The sequence below is a fragment of the Stieleria sedimenti genome (assembly GCF_025060895.1).
Classification (GTDB): domain Bacteria; phylum Planctomycetota; class Planctomycetia; order Pirellulales; family Pirellulaceae; genus Stieleria; species Stieleria sedimenti.
The window spans coordinates 1-14,589 of record NZ_JANZKV010000269.1 but is presented as its reverse complement, the minus strand read 5'-3'; the positions used below and the strand labels follow the sequence as shown (position 1 = coordinate 14,589).

At 59.7% G+C, this 14,589-nt stretch carries 10 protein-coding genes and 1 other RNA gene; 2 read left to right on the top strand and 9 right to left on the bottom strand.

From position 1 onward, the window contains the following. Positions 1–32: 32 nt before the first annotated feature. Positions 33–2,513: a hypothetical protein gene (locus NZK35_RS29180; RefSeq protein ID WP_259636059.1), complete on the bottom strand. Its 2,481-nt coding sequence runs from the start codon at positions 2,511–2,513 to the stop codon at positions 33–35. Positions 2,514–2,790: 277 nt separating this feature from the next. On the opposite strand from NZK35_RS29180, the gene NZK35_RS29175 reads away from it, so the two are divergent. Next, positions 2,791–4,560, top strand: a complete 1,770-nt coding sequence (locus NZK35_RS29175) for a SulP family inorganic anion transporter (protein WP_259636058.1) — start codon at positions 2,791–2,793, stop codon at positions 4,558–4,560. Positions 4,561–4,735: 175 nt separating this feature from the next. Here NZK35_RS29175 and NZK35_RS29170 read toward each other — a convergent pair whose 3' ends face one another. The 5 genes from NZK35_RS29170 to NZK35_RS29150 form a co-directional block, all read right to left on the bottom strand. Further along, positions 4,736–6,739, bottom strand: a complete 2,004-nt coding sequence (locus tag NZK35_RS29170; protein WP_259636057.1) for a VWA domain-containing protein — start codon at positions 6,737–6,739, stop codon at positions 4,736–4,738. After that, on the bottom strand, positions 6,736–7,629 hold the full coding sequence (locus tag NZK35_RS29165) for a DUF58 domain-containing protein (RefSeq protein ID WP_259636056.1): 894 nt from the start codon (positions 7,627–7,629) through the stop codon (positions 6,736–6,738). Before NZK35_RS29165 ends, NZK35_RS29170 begins: the two co-directional genes overlap by 4 nt. An 88-nt stretch (positions 7,630–7,717) precedes the next feature. Continuing rightward, the gene (ygfZ, locus tag NZK35_RS29160) at positions 7,718–8,575 is read right to left on the bottom strand and encodes a CAF17-like 4Fe-4S cluster assembly/insertion protein YgfZ (protein ID WP_259636055.1); all 858 of its coding nucleotides are present in this window, start codon (positions 8,573–8,575) and stop codon (positions 7,718–7,720) included. Positions 8,576–8,934: 359 nt separating this feature from the next. Further along, positions 8,935–10,758 (bottom strand): Gfo/Idh/MocA family protein, encoded by a 1,824-nt coding sequence (locus NZK35_RS29155; protein WP_259636054.1) that lies wholly within the window; start codon positions 10,756–10,758, stop codon positions 8,935–8,937. Positions 10,759–10,871: 113 nt separating this feature from the next. After that, entirely contained in the window at positions 10,872–11,738 is an 867-nt protein-coding gene (locus NZK35_RS29150) for a DUF4456 domain-containing protein (RefSeq protein WP_259636053.1), read from the bottom strand. A gap of 409 nt (positions 11,739–12,147) precedes the next feature. Between NZK35_RS29150 and ffs the strand changes: the two genes are divergently transcribed. Then, positions 12,148–12,242, top strand: an RNA gene (ffs, locus tag NZK35_RS29145) — signal recognition particle sRNA small type. A 100-nt stretch (positions 12,243–12,342) separates the two neighbouring features. Here the strand turns inward: ffs and NZK35_RS29140 are convergent. The 3 genes from NZK35_RS29140 to NZK35_RS29130 all read right to left on the bottom strand — a co-directional run bounded on the left by NZK35_RS29140 (position 12,343) and on the right by NZK35_RS29130 (position 14,315). After that, positions 12,343–12,777 carry a hypothetical protein gene (locus tag NZK35_RS29140; protein ID WP_259636052.1) on the bottom strand — a complete coding sequence of 145 codons (435 nt, stop codon included), beginning with the start codon at positions 12,775–12,777 and terminating at the stop codon, positions 12,343–12,345. A gap of 224 nt (positions 12,778–13,001) precedes the next feature. After that, positions 13,002–13,427, bottom strand: coding sequence for an RrF2 family transcriptional regulator (locus tag NZK35_RS29135; RefSeq protein WP_259636051.1), 426 nt, complete (start codon positions 13,425–13,427; stop codon positions 13,002–13,004). Between the two features lie 18 nt (positions 13,428–13,445). Next, positions 13,446–14,315, bottom strand: coding sequence for a phosphoadenylyl-sulfate reductase (locus NZK35_RS29130; RefSeq protein ID WP_259636050.1), 870 nt, complete (start codon positions 14,313–14,315; stop codon positions 13,446–13,448). Positions 14,316–14,589 lie beyond the last annotated feature (274 nt).

Sequence of the window (14,589 nt, the reverse complement as noted above, 5' to 3'; positions counted from 1 at the left end):
AGCCTGCACACCAGCGCGCGCGAGTAACGCGCTTAGTCCTTAGCAAACGCTTCGAATCGCTTGTGCGTTGCTTCTTCGGTGGGGCGGTGCAACAGCAGCACGTATTGAGCTCGCTTGCGCGCTTGCTGCGGATCGCCGATCTGATTCAGCCACTCGATCGCCTGCAGCTTCGCTTGATACCAGTCGTCCTCTCCGATCTTCATCGTCGCGGCCAGACGGTCGGCCAATTCGATCGCCGCACGCATGGCGGCTTTGGAGTCGCTGCCGGCCAGCAATCGCATGCCGCGTTGCAACGATTGGGGCTGCGGGTCTCCGGAAAGTGACAGACGCACGATCGCGGTGATGGAAGGTTCATTCTGCTCACTCCAGAACCGCGCCATTGCCGTTTGCCACTCGGATGAATCGGGCCAGCCCAGCAGTACCGATCCGACGGCGTGTTGTGTCGCCGCATCGAGCATGGCGTCACGCTGAAGTCGCCAACGCGCCCGCGATAGAATCGTGTCGTTCACGCCGTCGGTCGCAATCGTTCCCCCGCCACCGCCTCCGCTGGCACGAAATCGTTCCAGCCTTCTCAAAAACTCCGTCGACGGATCCGCGCCGGTTAATGTCGTTGTTTCGAACGCCATCTGCGAACGATCGAAAAACAGAATCGCCGCTCGATGAATCGGATTCGCGAACGCATCGTTTTCGGCGGCGAGTTCACCCAGCGTGGCTGCGAGCGAGTCGAGTTCGTTGGTGGCTTGGTCCGGTTCAAGCTCCGACAGGTAGTCAAACCACAACGCCAGGGTGGGTTCGAATTGATCAACACGTTGCCCGAGCGTCAACAGTTCCAATGCGTCGCGAGCGGCCTGTTCCTGGCGTCCTGATTGCACCAAGATTCGGCACAGCCATTCGTTGGCCTTGATCGCCGCTTCGCTGCTCGGCCAGGTTTGCGAGACTTCTTTCAGCAGGTCTTCCAGCAGCGTCAGGCGTCGTTTCGGATCGTCGGCTCCGGCAAATGGCTTCGACGCCAACAGTGCCGCCTGCATCGTCAATTGATTGGCGTGGTCGTGGACCGCATGCATGCGAGCGGTTTGCCGCAGCACCTCAATCGCCTGCTGCGAATCCTTCGCTGCGATGGCCGCAGCGGCGCTTTTGGCTGCGTATTGAAACGCCGCCTCGGGGACCGGTTCGGCCAGCGCGGCTTCTCGCAACAACCCCGCCGCCTGTCGCGGGTCGTTGCGTCGCAACCAGTCTTCGCCTTGGGCGGCGATCAGTGCGGGGCTGAGCCGACGGCGGTCAGCCATCTCGGTCGGCGACGCGGTGGACCGAAGCATGGCGATGGCAATCGATTCGGCTCGTCGCCGCGCAAAAACGCCGCCGCGACGCTCGATGCGATCGATCCAGCGGGCCACTTGGCCATCGTCTTTCGCGTCCGCCAGCAACAGATCCAGAGTTGCAAAATCCACCTCCAGACTCTCCGGCTCCGCGTCCTCTGAACCTGAGGATTGGTAATAGGCATCACAGATCGCGCGGGCAGAGGACGTGTCGCCCCTGGCGAGTTCCAAACGGACCCGCAACGCGATCCATCGTGGTGAATCGTCGGTCGGAGACGAAGCCCCCGCGGCGGTGATGATTTCGGCGGCGGCGGTGACATCGCCGCTTCGCAACAGCGACTCGGCGCGCAACCCCGTGGCGACACGCTTGGCTTCGGAGCCATCGGGTAGCGCCAGCATCGCCGCCTCCGCCACCACCGCTGCATCGGCGGCCGCGGCTCGATAATCATCGGAATCTTTGGGGAACAGTTCGCTTTGCAGCAGCGCGATCGAAACACGTTCAAGCGCCAGTTCTTGCAACAATCGCTGGTATTGATCCGCGGCAATCCGGTCCGGCGGCTGTGCCGCACGGGGGGGCTCGGCGGTTCGCTTGCTCCACTCTTGCCGTGCCGTTTCCTGCAGTTCGTTCACGTCGTATTGCAAACGCGAGAACTTGCTCAACAACTCGTTCGTCAGGGTTGGGTCGGGGGGCGAGACCGACGCGGCGACAATGGCTGCCCCCAAGATGCGTTGTCGTATGGCCAATCGGGTGGCACGGAGAAAAACGGCCGACGGCGACTCTGGATAACTGGAAAGCAGCACCACAAGGGGCTGACACGCTGAATCGATCGCGGGATCAACCCGTTGGGAAAGGTCGGCGATCTTCCCGTCAAAGATCGAGGCGGCGTTCCTTTCGGCAAGCACGTGGGCCAACCGCGCCGACCACTTGGCGTGTCGCAACAAGCCTTGGGGATGCCGGCCGAGCTGGTTTCGGCAAACCCACTCGGCGTCGTTCAAGCGGCCGGACGCGGTCAAGGCTTGGACCAGATCGTTGGCTGTATCGTCGGTCGCACGCACGCCGGCGAAGCAGAACGGCGATGTGACTCCGAACACGATGATGCACACCACCCAACGCCATCGGCGATATGCATGGACCAGCAAGCAATGCTTCCGGAGCGACGATGCGATCACGTTCGGGTGGGGCGGTCGTGGTCGCATGGGAGCGAGCATTTTGATGAGGTTGAAGATGGCGTTGAAATATTTTTTCACTTTTTTAGGAGCGTCGAGTCGCCAACGGGAGCGGTTTGCGACGTCGGGCACCGACCTAGCGTAGCGGGTAGGTGGCGGATTTTCACCTCACCAACGAATGTGATGATTCGGTCAGTTTTTGGACACCCGCGCCGCGCTTCATCCTTTCTTGACCGCGTGGCGATGGAAAGTAGGATTCGCGGTTGTTTCTTTTTTTGATCGCCCTTTCTCTGCCCTGATTGCTTGAATGCTGAATTTCTTCCGTGCCGGAACTGCAAACGCTAAAGACGATCTTCTTTCCGGCTTGACCGTCGCGTTGGCGCTCGTCCCCGAGGCTGTTGCATTTGCCTTTGTTGCTGGTGTCTCCCCCCTGATCGGATTGTATTCGGCATTTTTCATCGGCTTGATCACGGCCGCATTCGGCGGACGACCGGGAATGATCTCCGGTGCCACCGGCGCGATGGCCGTGGTGGTGGTGGCTTTGGTCGCGATGCATGGCGTGGAATATCTGTTTCCCGCGGTCATCTTGTGCGGCCTCTTTCAGATCACCGTCGGCGTCGCCCGGTTGGGAAAATTGATTCGTATGGTCCCCCATTCGGTCATGCTCGGATTTGTCAATGGCTTGGCAATCGTGATCGGGATGGCCCAGTTGGGCAGCTTTAAAACACTCGACCTGTCGAGCGGAAACCTGGTCTATTTGACGGGGCCTCGACTGTACGTGATGCTCGGGTTGGTCGTGATCACGATGCTGATCATTTACCTGCTGCCCAAGCTGACGCGTGCCCTGCCGGCATCGCTGGTGGCAATTCTGTCGGTGACGTTTTTGTCGGTCGCCATCAATCGAAGCGGCGTCATTTCGGGCGATGAAATCACGCCCAACGCGGTCGCGACGGTCGGCGACATGCTGAAGACGAATTTCAAGGCCAGCCAGATCACCGAGGCCCGAGCGGACGATCCGACCGATGTTGCTTCCAGTGCTCTGTTGGCCGAATTCCGCCGCGTCAGCTACCAGAATGATGAAGTCGTCGGCCCGGTGGTACGCGATCCTGCGACCGACGCTGCCGAAGTCGAGCCGACGGGTAGCGAAGAAGAATCATCGATCAGCGGTGGACTGCCGATGCCGTTCTTTTTGCAATACACCGTCCCCCCGATGACGATGGAAACGCTGTGGATCATCTTGCCGTTCTCGTTGACTCTGGCGGGTGTCGGGCTGATCGAATCCCTGATGACGTTGACGTTGATCGATGAGATCACGGAGACGCGAGGCCGTGGGAACCGTGAGTGCGTCGGCCAAGGTGCCGCGAATATTATTTGTGGACTGTTCGGCGGGATGGGCGGTTGTGCAATGATCGGCCAGTCGCTGATCAACGTGAATTCCGGTGGACGCGGTCGGTTGAGCGGGATCACCGCGGCGATCTGCTTGCTGGCGTTTATTCTGTTTCTCGCGCCGTGGATCGAACAGATCCCGATGGCAGCCCTCGTCGGCGTGATGTTCATGGTCGTCATCGGAACCTTCGAGTGGGCATCGCTGAAGATGCTTCGCCGTGTTCCGCGGGCCGATTTCGCGGTCATGATTCTCGTCGCCGGCTACACCGTCATCATGCACGACCTGGCAACCGCTGTCATCTTGGGCGTGATCGTGTCGGCATGCGTGTTCGCCTGGACGCACGCCACCCACCTCGGTGCGGAAACCACGATCAACGAGTATGGCAGCAAGATCTATCAGCTCCACGGCCCCCTGTTCTTCGCTTCGGCAACCTCATTCAAAGAGTTGTTCGATGTTCACAAGGACCCCGACGATGTCGTGATCGATTTTTACTACACCCGGGTCTATGACCAATCCGGTCTGGAAGCAATCAACGTGATGGCCGAAAAGTATGAGTCGGCCGGCAAACGGTTGCACCTGACCCATCTCAGTGATGAGTGCCGCGGATTGCTGGACAAGGCGGGCGACCTGGTCGAAGTCAACCTGTCCGAAGATCCCCAATACCACGTCGCAACCGATCGGTTGGGGTAGGGGATTCACTCGTTCCAGGGTTCCGCCTTGGAACGCGAGGTCGGTGTGGCTCCGGCCACACGGGGTTGATGCTCAGGAGGCGGGAGCCTCCATGACTTGGTAGGTGATGCTGTGCATCACATCTGGCACGCACAGCGTGCCCTACTTGGTAGGTGATGCTGTGCATCATATCTGGCTAGGCGATGCGTCGATTGTACAGCCACCATTCGACTGCCAGGATCAACAGGACGGCGCCCAAGAGCCAACGCCAATACTCTTTGCGGGTCTCAATCATCCCGGCGGTTTCGATGGTCTCGTATCCCAGTTCAAACGTCTCTCGCGGTTGAATTTGACTTTCCAGCCGGCTGAACAAGTTGATGCTGAAGAGGTCCACCAGCTTTTCTCCCGCCGTCACCCGGTAAGACCCCGGCATCTCGGAATCAACGAATTCCACGCTGCCGGAGTTTCCCGTTCGGATCGATTCCGGGGTCCCGCTGCCACGCGCGATATCGACCGCTTCGATCTGGCTTTCCACTCTTAACCGGACGGTGTCGCCGGGCAGGAATGAAGGTGCGGCAGTCGCGTCGGCCGCACCGGCGAGGTGCCGTAGGACGTTCAACAGAAAAACCGGCCAGGAGCGTTCGGCGTACCAGTTCGTGTTGGTCTGCGGCGTGCCGTCTTCGCCGGTCGTGACGATTTCAAACCCCAGGACCAGATCTTGGTAGCCATCGCGCGGTGCCAGCGCGAGTACGGTTCCGTTGTCGGCACCGACCAACTCGCGAGTACCGGTCGGGCCTTTGACGGATCGGCCTTCAAAGATCAGCAGTGAGAACAGCTCCAAATACTGCATCATCGGATGCGTGCGATCGACGTCGACCAGGATCGTTTGGCCGGGTTCGCTTGCCCAGGACCACTCGTCGCTCGGCAGGGCGCCGATGAAAAACGTATTGGTCGACGGCAAGCTTTTGGGACGACAGCGATCGTAGAGGATCAGATCGTCCAGGCCCGCTTCCGCCCGCGCCTGGTACTCAGGCGTCTGCAGATAGCTGGGCGACTGGAAATCCGCGATGCAAATCTTCGCCGCACTCTCGGTCGTCAATCCGATCTCCAGCGGTTTGTTTCCCTCCGTCACGACGAGCACTGACACGGTTCTCAAGGGGCGCAAACCCGCATAGGCAAAGTTGTCGATCGTTAGATCATCATCGAACGGTTGATCTCGCGACGCTCCGGAAGCGGGGGATTCCAGTCGCATTTCCAGCGAAGCGGCGTCCTCTTGTCCGGCCAGCGAGAACGTCAATCCGGTTTCCTCACCGGGGGCCAGGGTGAGCGATTCGGATTCACGCCAGGCGCCGTCGACGTACAGCGAGATGTTGAAGGTTTCTGCGCCGGTCCCAAAGTTGACGATCGTCGCAAACGCTTGAGCGTCGCCCGGTTTTTCGACGTTGCGATCGGCGCTGAATGCCGTGATGGCGACGTTGCGTGATTGATCGGAACCGACTTTCAAATAGGTCGGAACGAGGTTGCCGACATTAAAATCGCTGACGTCTCGAAACCCGCCGTCGCTGTAAATCAGCAAATCCGCCGGCATCGGATCGGCAACCTGGACGTCGTTTTCGTCTCCGGTCGTGCTGCTGCGGCGTGGGTTGGCCAGGCCGTCGGCGGCTTCGAGTGCACCGATGATATCGGTCGGCCGGTTCGTCACTTGGGCCCGTTCCAATGCCGACCGCAAACGCCCGCGATCGCTGGTGAACGATTGCAGCACCTCGGCACGATCGCTGAACGTGACCAACATGGCGGTTTCGCGTTCTTCCATCGCGTCGATCTGCTCGCGGATCATTTTGCGAGCCAGTTCGAAGCGGTTTCTCTCTTCGCCCGCATCGGTCGCCATCATGCTCGCCGAGGCGTCCAACAGAAACACCTTTCTGCCTTGACTGGTTGCTTCGCCTTGCACGCCGGGACGCAATAGGGCAAACGCCGCCAAAGCCACCGCGAGCAACTGCAAGAACAGTAACAGATTCTGCCGAATCCGCTGGAACAGACTGTTCACGTGCAAATCTTCGACCGTTCGAGACCACAGGTAGGTGCTGGGGATCTCGACCGGTTCACGTCGCAGTTTCAAAAAATAAAGCAGGATGATTCCGATCGGCACCGCAGCAAACAGCGCCCACTGCCACGGCAGAAGCGTCGAGATCCAATTCATCGCACGACGCCTCGTTTGCGGAGGTAGCGGGTCATGACATCGTCGACCGGTTGGTCCGTTCGAACGGGCAGGTAGGCGATGCTGCGTCGCGAACAAAAATGCTTGACGCTGCTGAGAAACGATTGCAACGTCTGTTTGTATCGCTCCAGCACGTAGTTGTTGATCGTGATCTCGGTTTCGTCGCCATCTTCGGAATCGATCAAGCGTCGATCGCCTCGAATCGGCGGATCGATTTCTTCAGGTGACAAGATATGCATCACGTAAACGTCCATCCGGCGACCGACCAGCATCCGCAACGCGGCTTCGTAACCTGACTTGTCCATCAAGTCGGTGATCAAGACGACGACGCCGGTCCCAGAATTGCGCAATGAAAAATCCTTGACCGCGTCGTGCAGCGAAACGTTGTCGCCACTTTCCAGGCTCTCCAGATACTGCAGCATTTTCCATAAGCCGCTGCGGCCGCGCAGCACCGGTGCACGACGTCCCTGGTCGCCGAGTGCTTGGACGCTGACCCGGTCGGCGCGACAGAGGCCGATGTAGCCCAGGGCGGCGGCCATCTGTTTGGCGACGTGGTATTTCGTCGGCGTGCCAAAGTTCATCGACTCGCTGCAATCGATCAACGCATAGACGTGCAAGTCTTCTTCTTCCTGAAACAGCTTCAGGAACAATTGGTCCAGGCGGGCGTACAAATTCCAGTCGATCAGCCGCAGATCGTCGCCGGCGACGTAGTTGCGAAAATCGGCAAATTCGACGCTCTGTCCTTTGCGTTTGCTGCGGCGCTCGCCCTTCATTCGCCCCCGAAACACTTTGCGTGAAACGAGCTCCAAACGTTCGAGTTTGGCGAGCAGATCGGGCGAGAGCAGCGGAATCGATTCGGTGGTGGCACTCATGATCGCTAGTGTAGCGGAATTGCCGTGGGATAGGCTTCCAGCCTGTCTTTTCGAGATCGACAGGCCGGAAGCCTATCCCACATCGTGCCTAGATCACGGTCGCGGCGAAACCGTCGCCTTGGGCAACTGCGCCGGGATCGAAATGCGAGCGACGTGCGATCCCGATCGCGACTGCCGTGTCATCGCCCGTCTGGGCAACGCTGGTCAATCGTCCGACGACTTTTCCGTCGGCGCTGACTTCGCTGCCGGCAGCGGGAATCGATCCCAAGGTCTGCCACCGAACCAGCTGTTTCTGAACCTGGCCTAACGCGTCGAGTCTGGCGACCGTTTCTTGCCCCAAGTAGCAGCCCTTGGTGAAGGAAATCGATTGCTTGATCCGTGAGGCCTCCTGGGGCAGATTCTTTTCCGACAGATCGACGCCGAACCACGGGTACCCGGCCAGCGTGCGGGCATGATGAAACTCGTCATCGTCCGCCGCCGTTTCTCCCGTGGAACGAATGACTTGCTCGATGGCACCCGGCGTTTCCGTAATCAGCACCCTGGTCTGGTCCCCCAGCCAATCCACGTCGTAACACACGGCGTTGGATTCGCCCCAGTCCGTTTCTTCTCGCAGCGTCACCGGTGCGTCGGGGGCGAGGACAAACACGGTGTACTCAGAGGAACGATCGACGGGCGTCGCATCCTCGCGAATCGTGTATCGATCCGCGTGGGCGGTGATCGCATCGGCCTGTCCGTCCGCGCCGATCAAGCGGTAGCCCTCCGGGGTGCGAAAGGCAACGACGTGTGCCACCATTTTGCCACGCACGTCGGTCAAGAACGTTTCGCAGCCGCAACCGGTCTGCAACGACTTGACATCGTTGGTCGTCAGGTTGTTCAAAATGGCAGTGGCGTCATCACCGACGAGATCGAGAACGGTTGCCGCGGAAAGTCGAAAGACAGCTGACATGAATGGTGGGGAGAGTTGGAAAGGGGTTCACGATGCGCTGGTGTGCAGGCTTCAGCCGCCTGGTTCGCTGCTTCGCAGCGAGCGGGAATCGCCTCAAGGCTGGACACCAACATGCGCTGGTGTGCAGGCTNNTCTTCAGATGAGGGCCCGTAGGCTCGCGCCAAACGGCTGATATTCGTTTGACATCAGCCGGTTCGCGCCAGCGTCCGGGCCCCCTCATTCATGTTAACTTAGCGGTATTGGGCTTCAGCCGCCCGGTTCGCTGCTCCGCAGCGAGTGGGAATCGCCTCAAGGCTGGACACCAACATGCGCTGGTGCCCGCGGCTCGCCTCGGCAATCGGCAGCCTGTCTCCCCGTCTTTACGTCACGTCCTTGAGCATGAATTCTTGCTCGCGTTTGATGTCGCTGCCGTCTGGAGTTGCATCATTCTCGATGTCAAACCATTCCTTTTTGTACTCGAGGTAGCCGCCCTTTCCGGCGTTTGAATTCTTCAGCGCGACGTTGGCACCCAGGGCGATGACGGCATCTCCCATCGCGACTTCGGGATAGCAACGCACTTGGTTTTCCTTGTCGGGATTTCGGATGCAATATGCCCAGTGCTCGATCTCTTCGCGATACCCTCGGCTGACCGGCCCCGAGGCGGCGGTTTGGGCGACCGGGGCTGAGTAATCGCCGCTGGCACTGGTGTCCAGCGCGTATCCACCCTCTTCCTTCTTGACGCCGACCTTGCTGCTGGTATCGCTGTTGCGATACAGCAAGACGTCGGTTTCCTTGTCCAGCACCAGCGTGCCCTTGCTGCCCATGACGACTTCGCCCCAGCCGCCGAACCCGTTGCCGTTGATCGTGCTGTAGGTGACGACGACTTTCTTGTTGGGGTCCTGCTCGTACCCAGGCACGGCTCCGTTGGGGTAATTTTGGACCGGATCATAATAGCCGACGTCGAACGTTTCGGCGTATTCGGGTCCGGGGAATTCAAACGTGCAATAGATATGGTCACGGGCATCACGGTCGTGAGGCATGATGTGACGTCCGCCGACGGCATGGACCGACAACGGATGCACTTTCTTGCCGTCGTCCCGCAGCGAGGAGAGGAAAATGCTGACGGCATCCAATTGGTGGCTTCCCAGTTCGGCCATCAAGCCCGCCCCGGTTCGCTCGAACAGTCGCCAGCGGTGCAATTCTTCTTCGGCGGTGAACATGGTGTCGCCGCGGGCGAAGTCTTGATAGCCATGGTCGCGGGGATCGACCGACTTGTCGGCGTCCCAGGCTTCCCACTGGGCGATTTCCGCCTGCAGTCGTTTGATGTCGGAGCCGGTTGCGGTTTTCAGCTTGGCCCGGCGGTACTCCAGATCCTTTGCGATCTTGTCAAACATTTTTCCGTTGGCCATTTTTTCCCCGCCGGGAATCGGCATCGACCAGCTGTCGCGACCGGGCAGGTTTCCGCGGTGCCACTGAGCCCGGATGTGGTGCAGTTGGCCCAGCAATCCCCAACGGATCAGGTTGACCGCGTTTTCGTATTTGACGTTGTAGTGTCGTTGGTGACCGGTGGCCAAGTGCAGCGGATTGCCTTGCTTGTCTTCGCCCGCAGCGGCCATGCGGCCCATGACTTTGCACTGCGCGACATTGTGTGCCATCAGTTTTTCGGTCAGCACGTGCAGATTTCGCTCCATCGCCAGCGCGGCGACGGGGGCGTGCAGCCACAACGGCAGTGCGATGATGACCGCTTCGATATCGGGGTCGTCCAGGCAGGTCATGATGCCGCCGTTGGAACTGTCATAAACCTTGACGTTCTTACGCGCTTCGGCTTCGTTGCTGTAGCCGGCCACGGAGATCAATCCCGGGCGACGGATCAATGCCGACGCGCTGCTGCAGTCGCCGTGGAATGCTCGGTGTTGGCTGAACGGCCGAATGTCGCAGATCGCTTTGACGTCGACATAGTTCGGATTGCAGCCGCCGATCAACACGCTGCCTTCGTCGCCGGTTCCGATCACGGCGACTCGTACGGGATCTTTGACCTGGCCGTAGCCGAAGTAGGCGGCGCCCAAGCCGGCGCCACTGACGGCGCCGGTGGCGACGATGCCCCGCAAAAAGTCTCGACGATTGACGTCGTAGTAACTGGTCACGGCGTTGTAGTAGTTTTGTTTTCCTACTTCGCGTTCGTCACTGGAGAGCTTGTCGACCATGGGGTTGTCCTCGGATGGGTTTCGTGCTTGATTGGGGTTGTGTTGGGGTTCTTCAGTCAAACGATTGGGAAGCGTGCCGGACCATCGTGGCGGCAAGACGCTTCCAGCTCTCGCTAATTGTCGGCGGCGTGCTTTGCGACGCTTCGCCGAATGAACAGGTGGATGAAAAAGTCCAGGCCCGCAAAGCGTCCGGCTCCCGTTGATGCCAGAACCAAACAGGCCATACATTCGATCAATTGGTAGTTGCTGCTCGCCGGCCCGGTGCCGGGCGGATATTGGCTGAGGAAAACGGAACCGAGAAAACCGGCCGCCGCTAACGCCGCGACGGGGGTAAAAAGCCCCAGCAACAGACACCAGCCGACCGCCAAGTCAAAATAGGGCACGTACCGATTGATCACGCTGGTGTCGACCACTGCCGTCCGCGGCTTGACCAAATCCAGCGGCGGTGACGCCCGGCGTTGGTTGGGGGCGGCCAAGGAATTGATCGTGCCCTCGTACCCGGCCCACAATTCGTCGATCGCCGCGAGCGCCGGCTTCAACTTCGCATCGTTCTCCTTCTGAACGGTTTCGATCTGGCCGGCCAAGCTCTCCACGCCGACGCGGTCGTCTTCGGATTTCAACATCTCAAGTCGCAGCTGACCGAGATCGTATTCCTCCAAGTCCTCAGCGTAATCTTCCAAGACAACCTCGTGGTCTTCCAACAATTTCTCCAAGGCTTCGTTGGCGATCGCCAGTTCTTTTTCGCCAAAGGTGTAGTACTCGGCAGCTTGATCGCGGTACTGTTCCAACCACCAACGTGTGAACTCGGGATCACGTCGCACCTTGCCGTCGTAATCCCAAACCGTTTTGCGGAATTCGTCTGCCAAAGGTCCTTTCGCGTTGGCGAAGAACGGTGCCGCGTCCCAGTCGCCCTTGCGATACTTCTCACTCCCCTCGCTGTGAAAGTGCCAACCGATAGACAGTCGAAGCAAGACAAGCATCGTGATGGCGATGAAGCCCAAGATTCGGGGCGAGATTCCCCAGCCGACAGCGAGGCGAAGGGGGGTGAGCAAAATGTTTCGCACGATTTCAGACAGCTCCAATGGAGAGTTTGTAAGCAGTGTTGATGGGCAGGGAGTTCGGGGGCAGGTCGCCAACGGCAGGCGGGGGATTCAACTCCGACACCGGCAAGTCATTCATTATGGACGAGAAACCGCCATCCGCCAAGGAGAAACGGCACCTGAAACGGCGACGATTCGAAAGCAATTCACTCGGCTGGGCGACACTTGGTGAAGATTGTCGATCACCCGGACCAGGATCACCCGGACCAGGGGAGGCACCGCAATTGCGCCGCGCGCTGACTTTTCAAAATCAAAAACGTTGTTTACACTTCCCGTCCCATTGTCCGACGGTGGTGGCCCTTACGACTGTGAATCGTGAACCTGGTCAGGACTTAAGTGTAGCAGCCATAAGCGGTGTAACTTTGTGTGAGGGCCACCTCCGTCGGGCAAACCAAACGAAAATGGCGAGATCGTGCCGTCGGCATGACCTCGCCATTTTTTTGTGACGCCGAAACATTCCGGCCGAAATGGATCCCGGACGGGACTAGTTCTTCACCAATTGGGTCTCGGCAACGAAAGGGTTCGTTCGGACCACGCCGACTTTGGCCGGTTTCTCAACGCCTCGGCTGACGCAGGGGTTGAGCGTGCAGGGCGCCGGTTCGGTCGGCTGAAATTCGCTCGGCGGAAGATAAAAATCGCTCCGCAGCCGGCCGCGATAACCGGGCCCGGCGCTGACGACCGGCGGCGAAGCAAACGGGCTGATCCCGTAAGGCCGCGCGTGTCGGGCACCGTAGTAGACCGGCGGGTTGAGCGCAAAGTACGGCGGCGTCTGCAACGACGATCCGTATTGAGCCCCATAGGGCTGGTAAAAGCCGTACGGGAAGAAGGGGTAACCGGCTGGATGAGCAGCAGAAGCCGCGTCGGATCCGCCAAATGCAATCGCGGCCAGCGCGGCGACGGCAAGTGCAATTCGTTTCATGGTGTTAAGACTCGTTTCGTGTCGACCTGACGTGTGGAGAAATTCCCGGGCGGGAAACTCCACGCTAGTCGCAGCAACGATCCTTGCAACCGTCACCAGTGGCGAAATACACGAAAGCCCTAAAGGGCGTGCGGATTGTGCAGGCGTCATGCCGCCCGGCAAAGGCTCACTTTCACCATGCTTTTTGACCGCGGCAGGAAAAACGTGAGATAAATTGCCGCGCGTTAGATGTAAAACATCACCGCGTCGCCCTCCGCCGTGCGGGCGGCGATCTCGGCCAACGTGGTTCGGGCCAGCACCGCGCGCGATGCCTCGCTGGCGGCGTCCCAGACCTCATGGACCATCTGGTTGGCCGGCGTGTCGGTCGCGTCGGTCTGGCAATTGGATTCGGGGCAACCGACCGCCTCGGCGATCTCCAGCAAGGTCAGGTCGGCCGGTTCGACCGCTAGGCGATAGCCGCCCTGGCTGCCACGAACGCTCTGCACCCAGCCCGCACTCCGCAGGGTCCGCAGGATTTGAACCAGGAACGGTCCGGGGATGCCGTGCCGCCGGGTGATCTCCCGCACCGCCACCGGCGTCTTTTCCGGCTGACGCAACGCCAGTTCGATCAACGCCAGCGTCGCATAATGAACGCGTGCAGAGATTGTCACCGAATCACCTCCCCGATCTCAGTCATGAAGCCCGCATTCGGTCTTTTGAAAGCCACTCCATCGCCCCGCCCGCTCGTCTTCGCCGAGTGAATTGGCGCGCGTGCAGGGCCAACAGCCGACGCTCGGATAGCCCTGGTCGTGCAACGGGTTGTAGGGAATCTCGTGCTTGCTGATCAGACTCCAGACCTCTTTCTTGGTCCAGTTCGCCAGCGGACTGATTTTCACCAGCTGAAACTTCTTGTCCCAACCCACGATCGGAGCTTTCGCACGATCTTCGCTTTGGTCACGCCGGATCGCGCTGGCCCACGCGTGCAGCCCCCGCGCGGCCTCTTTCAATACACGCAGCTTGCGATCGAAGCAGCAACGATTGGGATCGGTCTTGTAAACCGGTCCGCCGTTGGCCGCTTCGTATTGCTGCACCGTTTGCTGCGGGTACTTGAATTCGACTTCGATCCCATATCGCTGCTTGACCGCTTCACGCAATTGAAGTGTCTCTTTGAACTGGTAACCGGTCTCTAAGTTGAAAATCGGGGTTTCGGGAGCGATCTCGCTGAGCATGTGGATGATCGTCATCCCCTCGGGACCAAACGCCGTCGCCATCGAGAATTTCGGTGCAAAACGCTCCACCGCCCAAGCCAGGATCTGTTGCGGACAGGCTGTTTCCAGCCGCTGACTGTGGTCGGCCAACTCCGCCAAAAACTCCTCGGTCGGAGCCAGCGGGGGATCCGCCGCCAGCGCTCCCTGCAATTCGTCCTCCGCAGGTTGGCTGTCGGCGTCACGGCCGGTGACAACGGGAAGCGACGCAGCCCCGGAGGCTGGCTGTTGTCCACCGGCAGCACGCTCCAGCTTCGGTTCGGTGGAAGGTTCGGCGGTCGAGACGGGTTTCATCGTCAGACTTTCAGGAAGGCAGAAAACTCGATTCCGGCCGCTCCGGCGGCCACGTAACCGGATAACAATAGAAAGTTGATCCGATTAGTCAAGTATGGTATCGGCAGGGATCGCCATCGGGTTGAGCGGATTTCGGGTCCTGGCACCGCTGATCCGCCAGCGGACAGGCTAAAAGCCAATAAAAAGGCTGCGGAAGTGCATCCGCGGGATGTTACAATCCGAGGGGGAACCTGTGCCGCGGGCAACGCCGTTGCTGTCCAGGCTTCAGCCCAAT

Excerpts from the sequence above, each read along its gene's own strand:
- NZK35_RS29180 (WP_259636059.1), bottom strand. The coding sequence starts at position 2,513 with ATGCGACCACGACCGCCCCACCCGAACGTGATCGCATCGTCGCTCCGG.
- NZK35_RS29175 (WP_259636058.1), top strand. The coding sequence starts at position 2,791 with ATGCTGAATTTCTTCCGTGCCGGAACTGCAAACGCTAAAGACGATCTT.
- NZK35_RS29170 (WP_259636057.1), bottom strand. The coding sequence starts at position 6,739 with ATGAATTGGATCTCGACGCTTCTGCCGTGGCAGTGGGCGCTGTTTGCT.
- NZK35_RS29165 (WP_259636056.1), bottom strand. The coding sequence starts at position 7,629 with ATGAGTGCCACCACCGAATCGATTCCGCTGCTCTCGCCCGATCTGCTC.
- ygfZ (WP_259636055.1), bottom strand. The coding sequence starts at position 8,575 with ATGTCAGCTGTCTTTCGACTTTCCGCGGCAACCGTTCTCGATCTCGTC.
- NZK35_RS29155 (WP_259636054.1), bottom strand. The coding sequence starts at position 10,758 with ATGGTCGACAAGCTCTCCAGTGACGAACGCGAAGTAGGAAAACAAAAC.
- NZK35_RS29150 (WP_259636053.1), bottom strand. The coding sequence starts at position 11,738 with ATGCTTGTCTTGCTTCGACTGTCTATCGGTTGGCACTTTCACAGCGAG.
- NZK35_RS29140 (WP_259636052.1), bottom strand. The coding sequence starts at position 12,777 with ATGAAACGAATTGCACTTGCCGTCGCCGCGCTGGCCGCGATTGCATTT.
- NZK35_RS29130 (WP_259636050.1), bottom strand. The coding sequence starts at position 14,315 with ATGAAACCCGTCTCGACCGCCGAACCTTCCACCGAACCGAAGCTGGAG.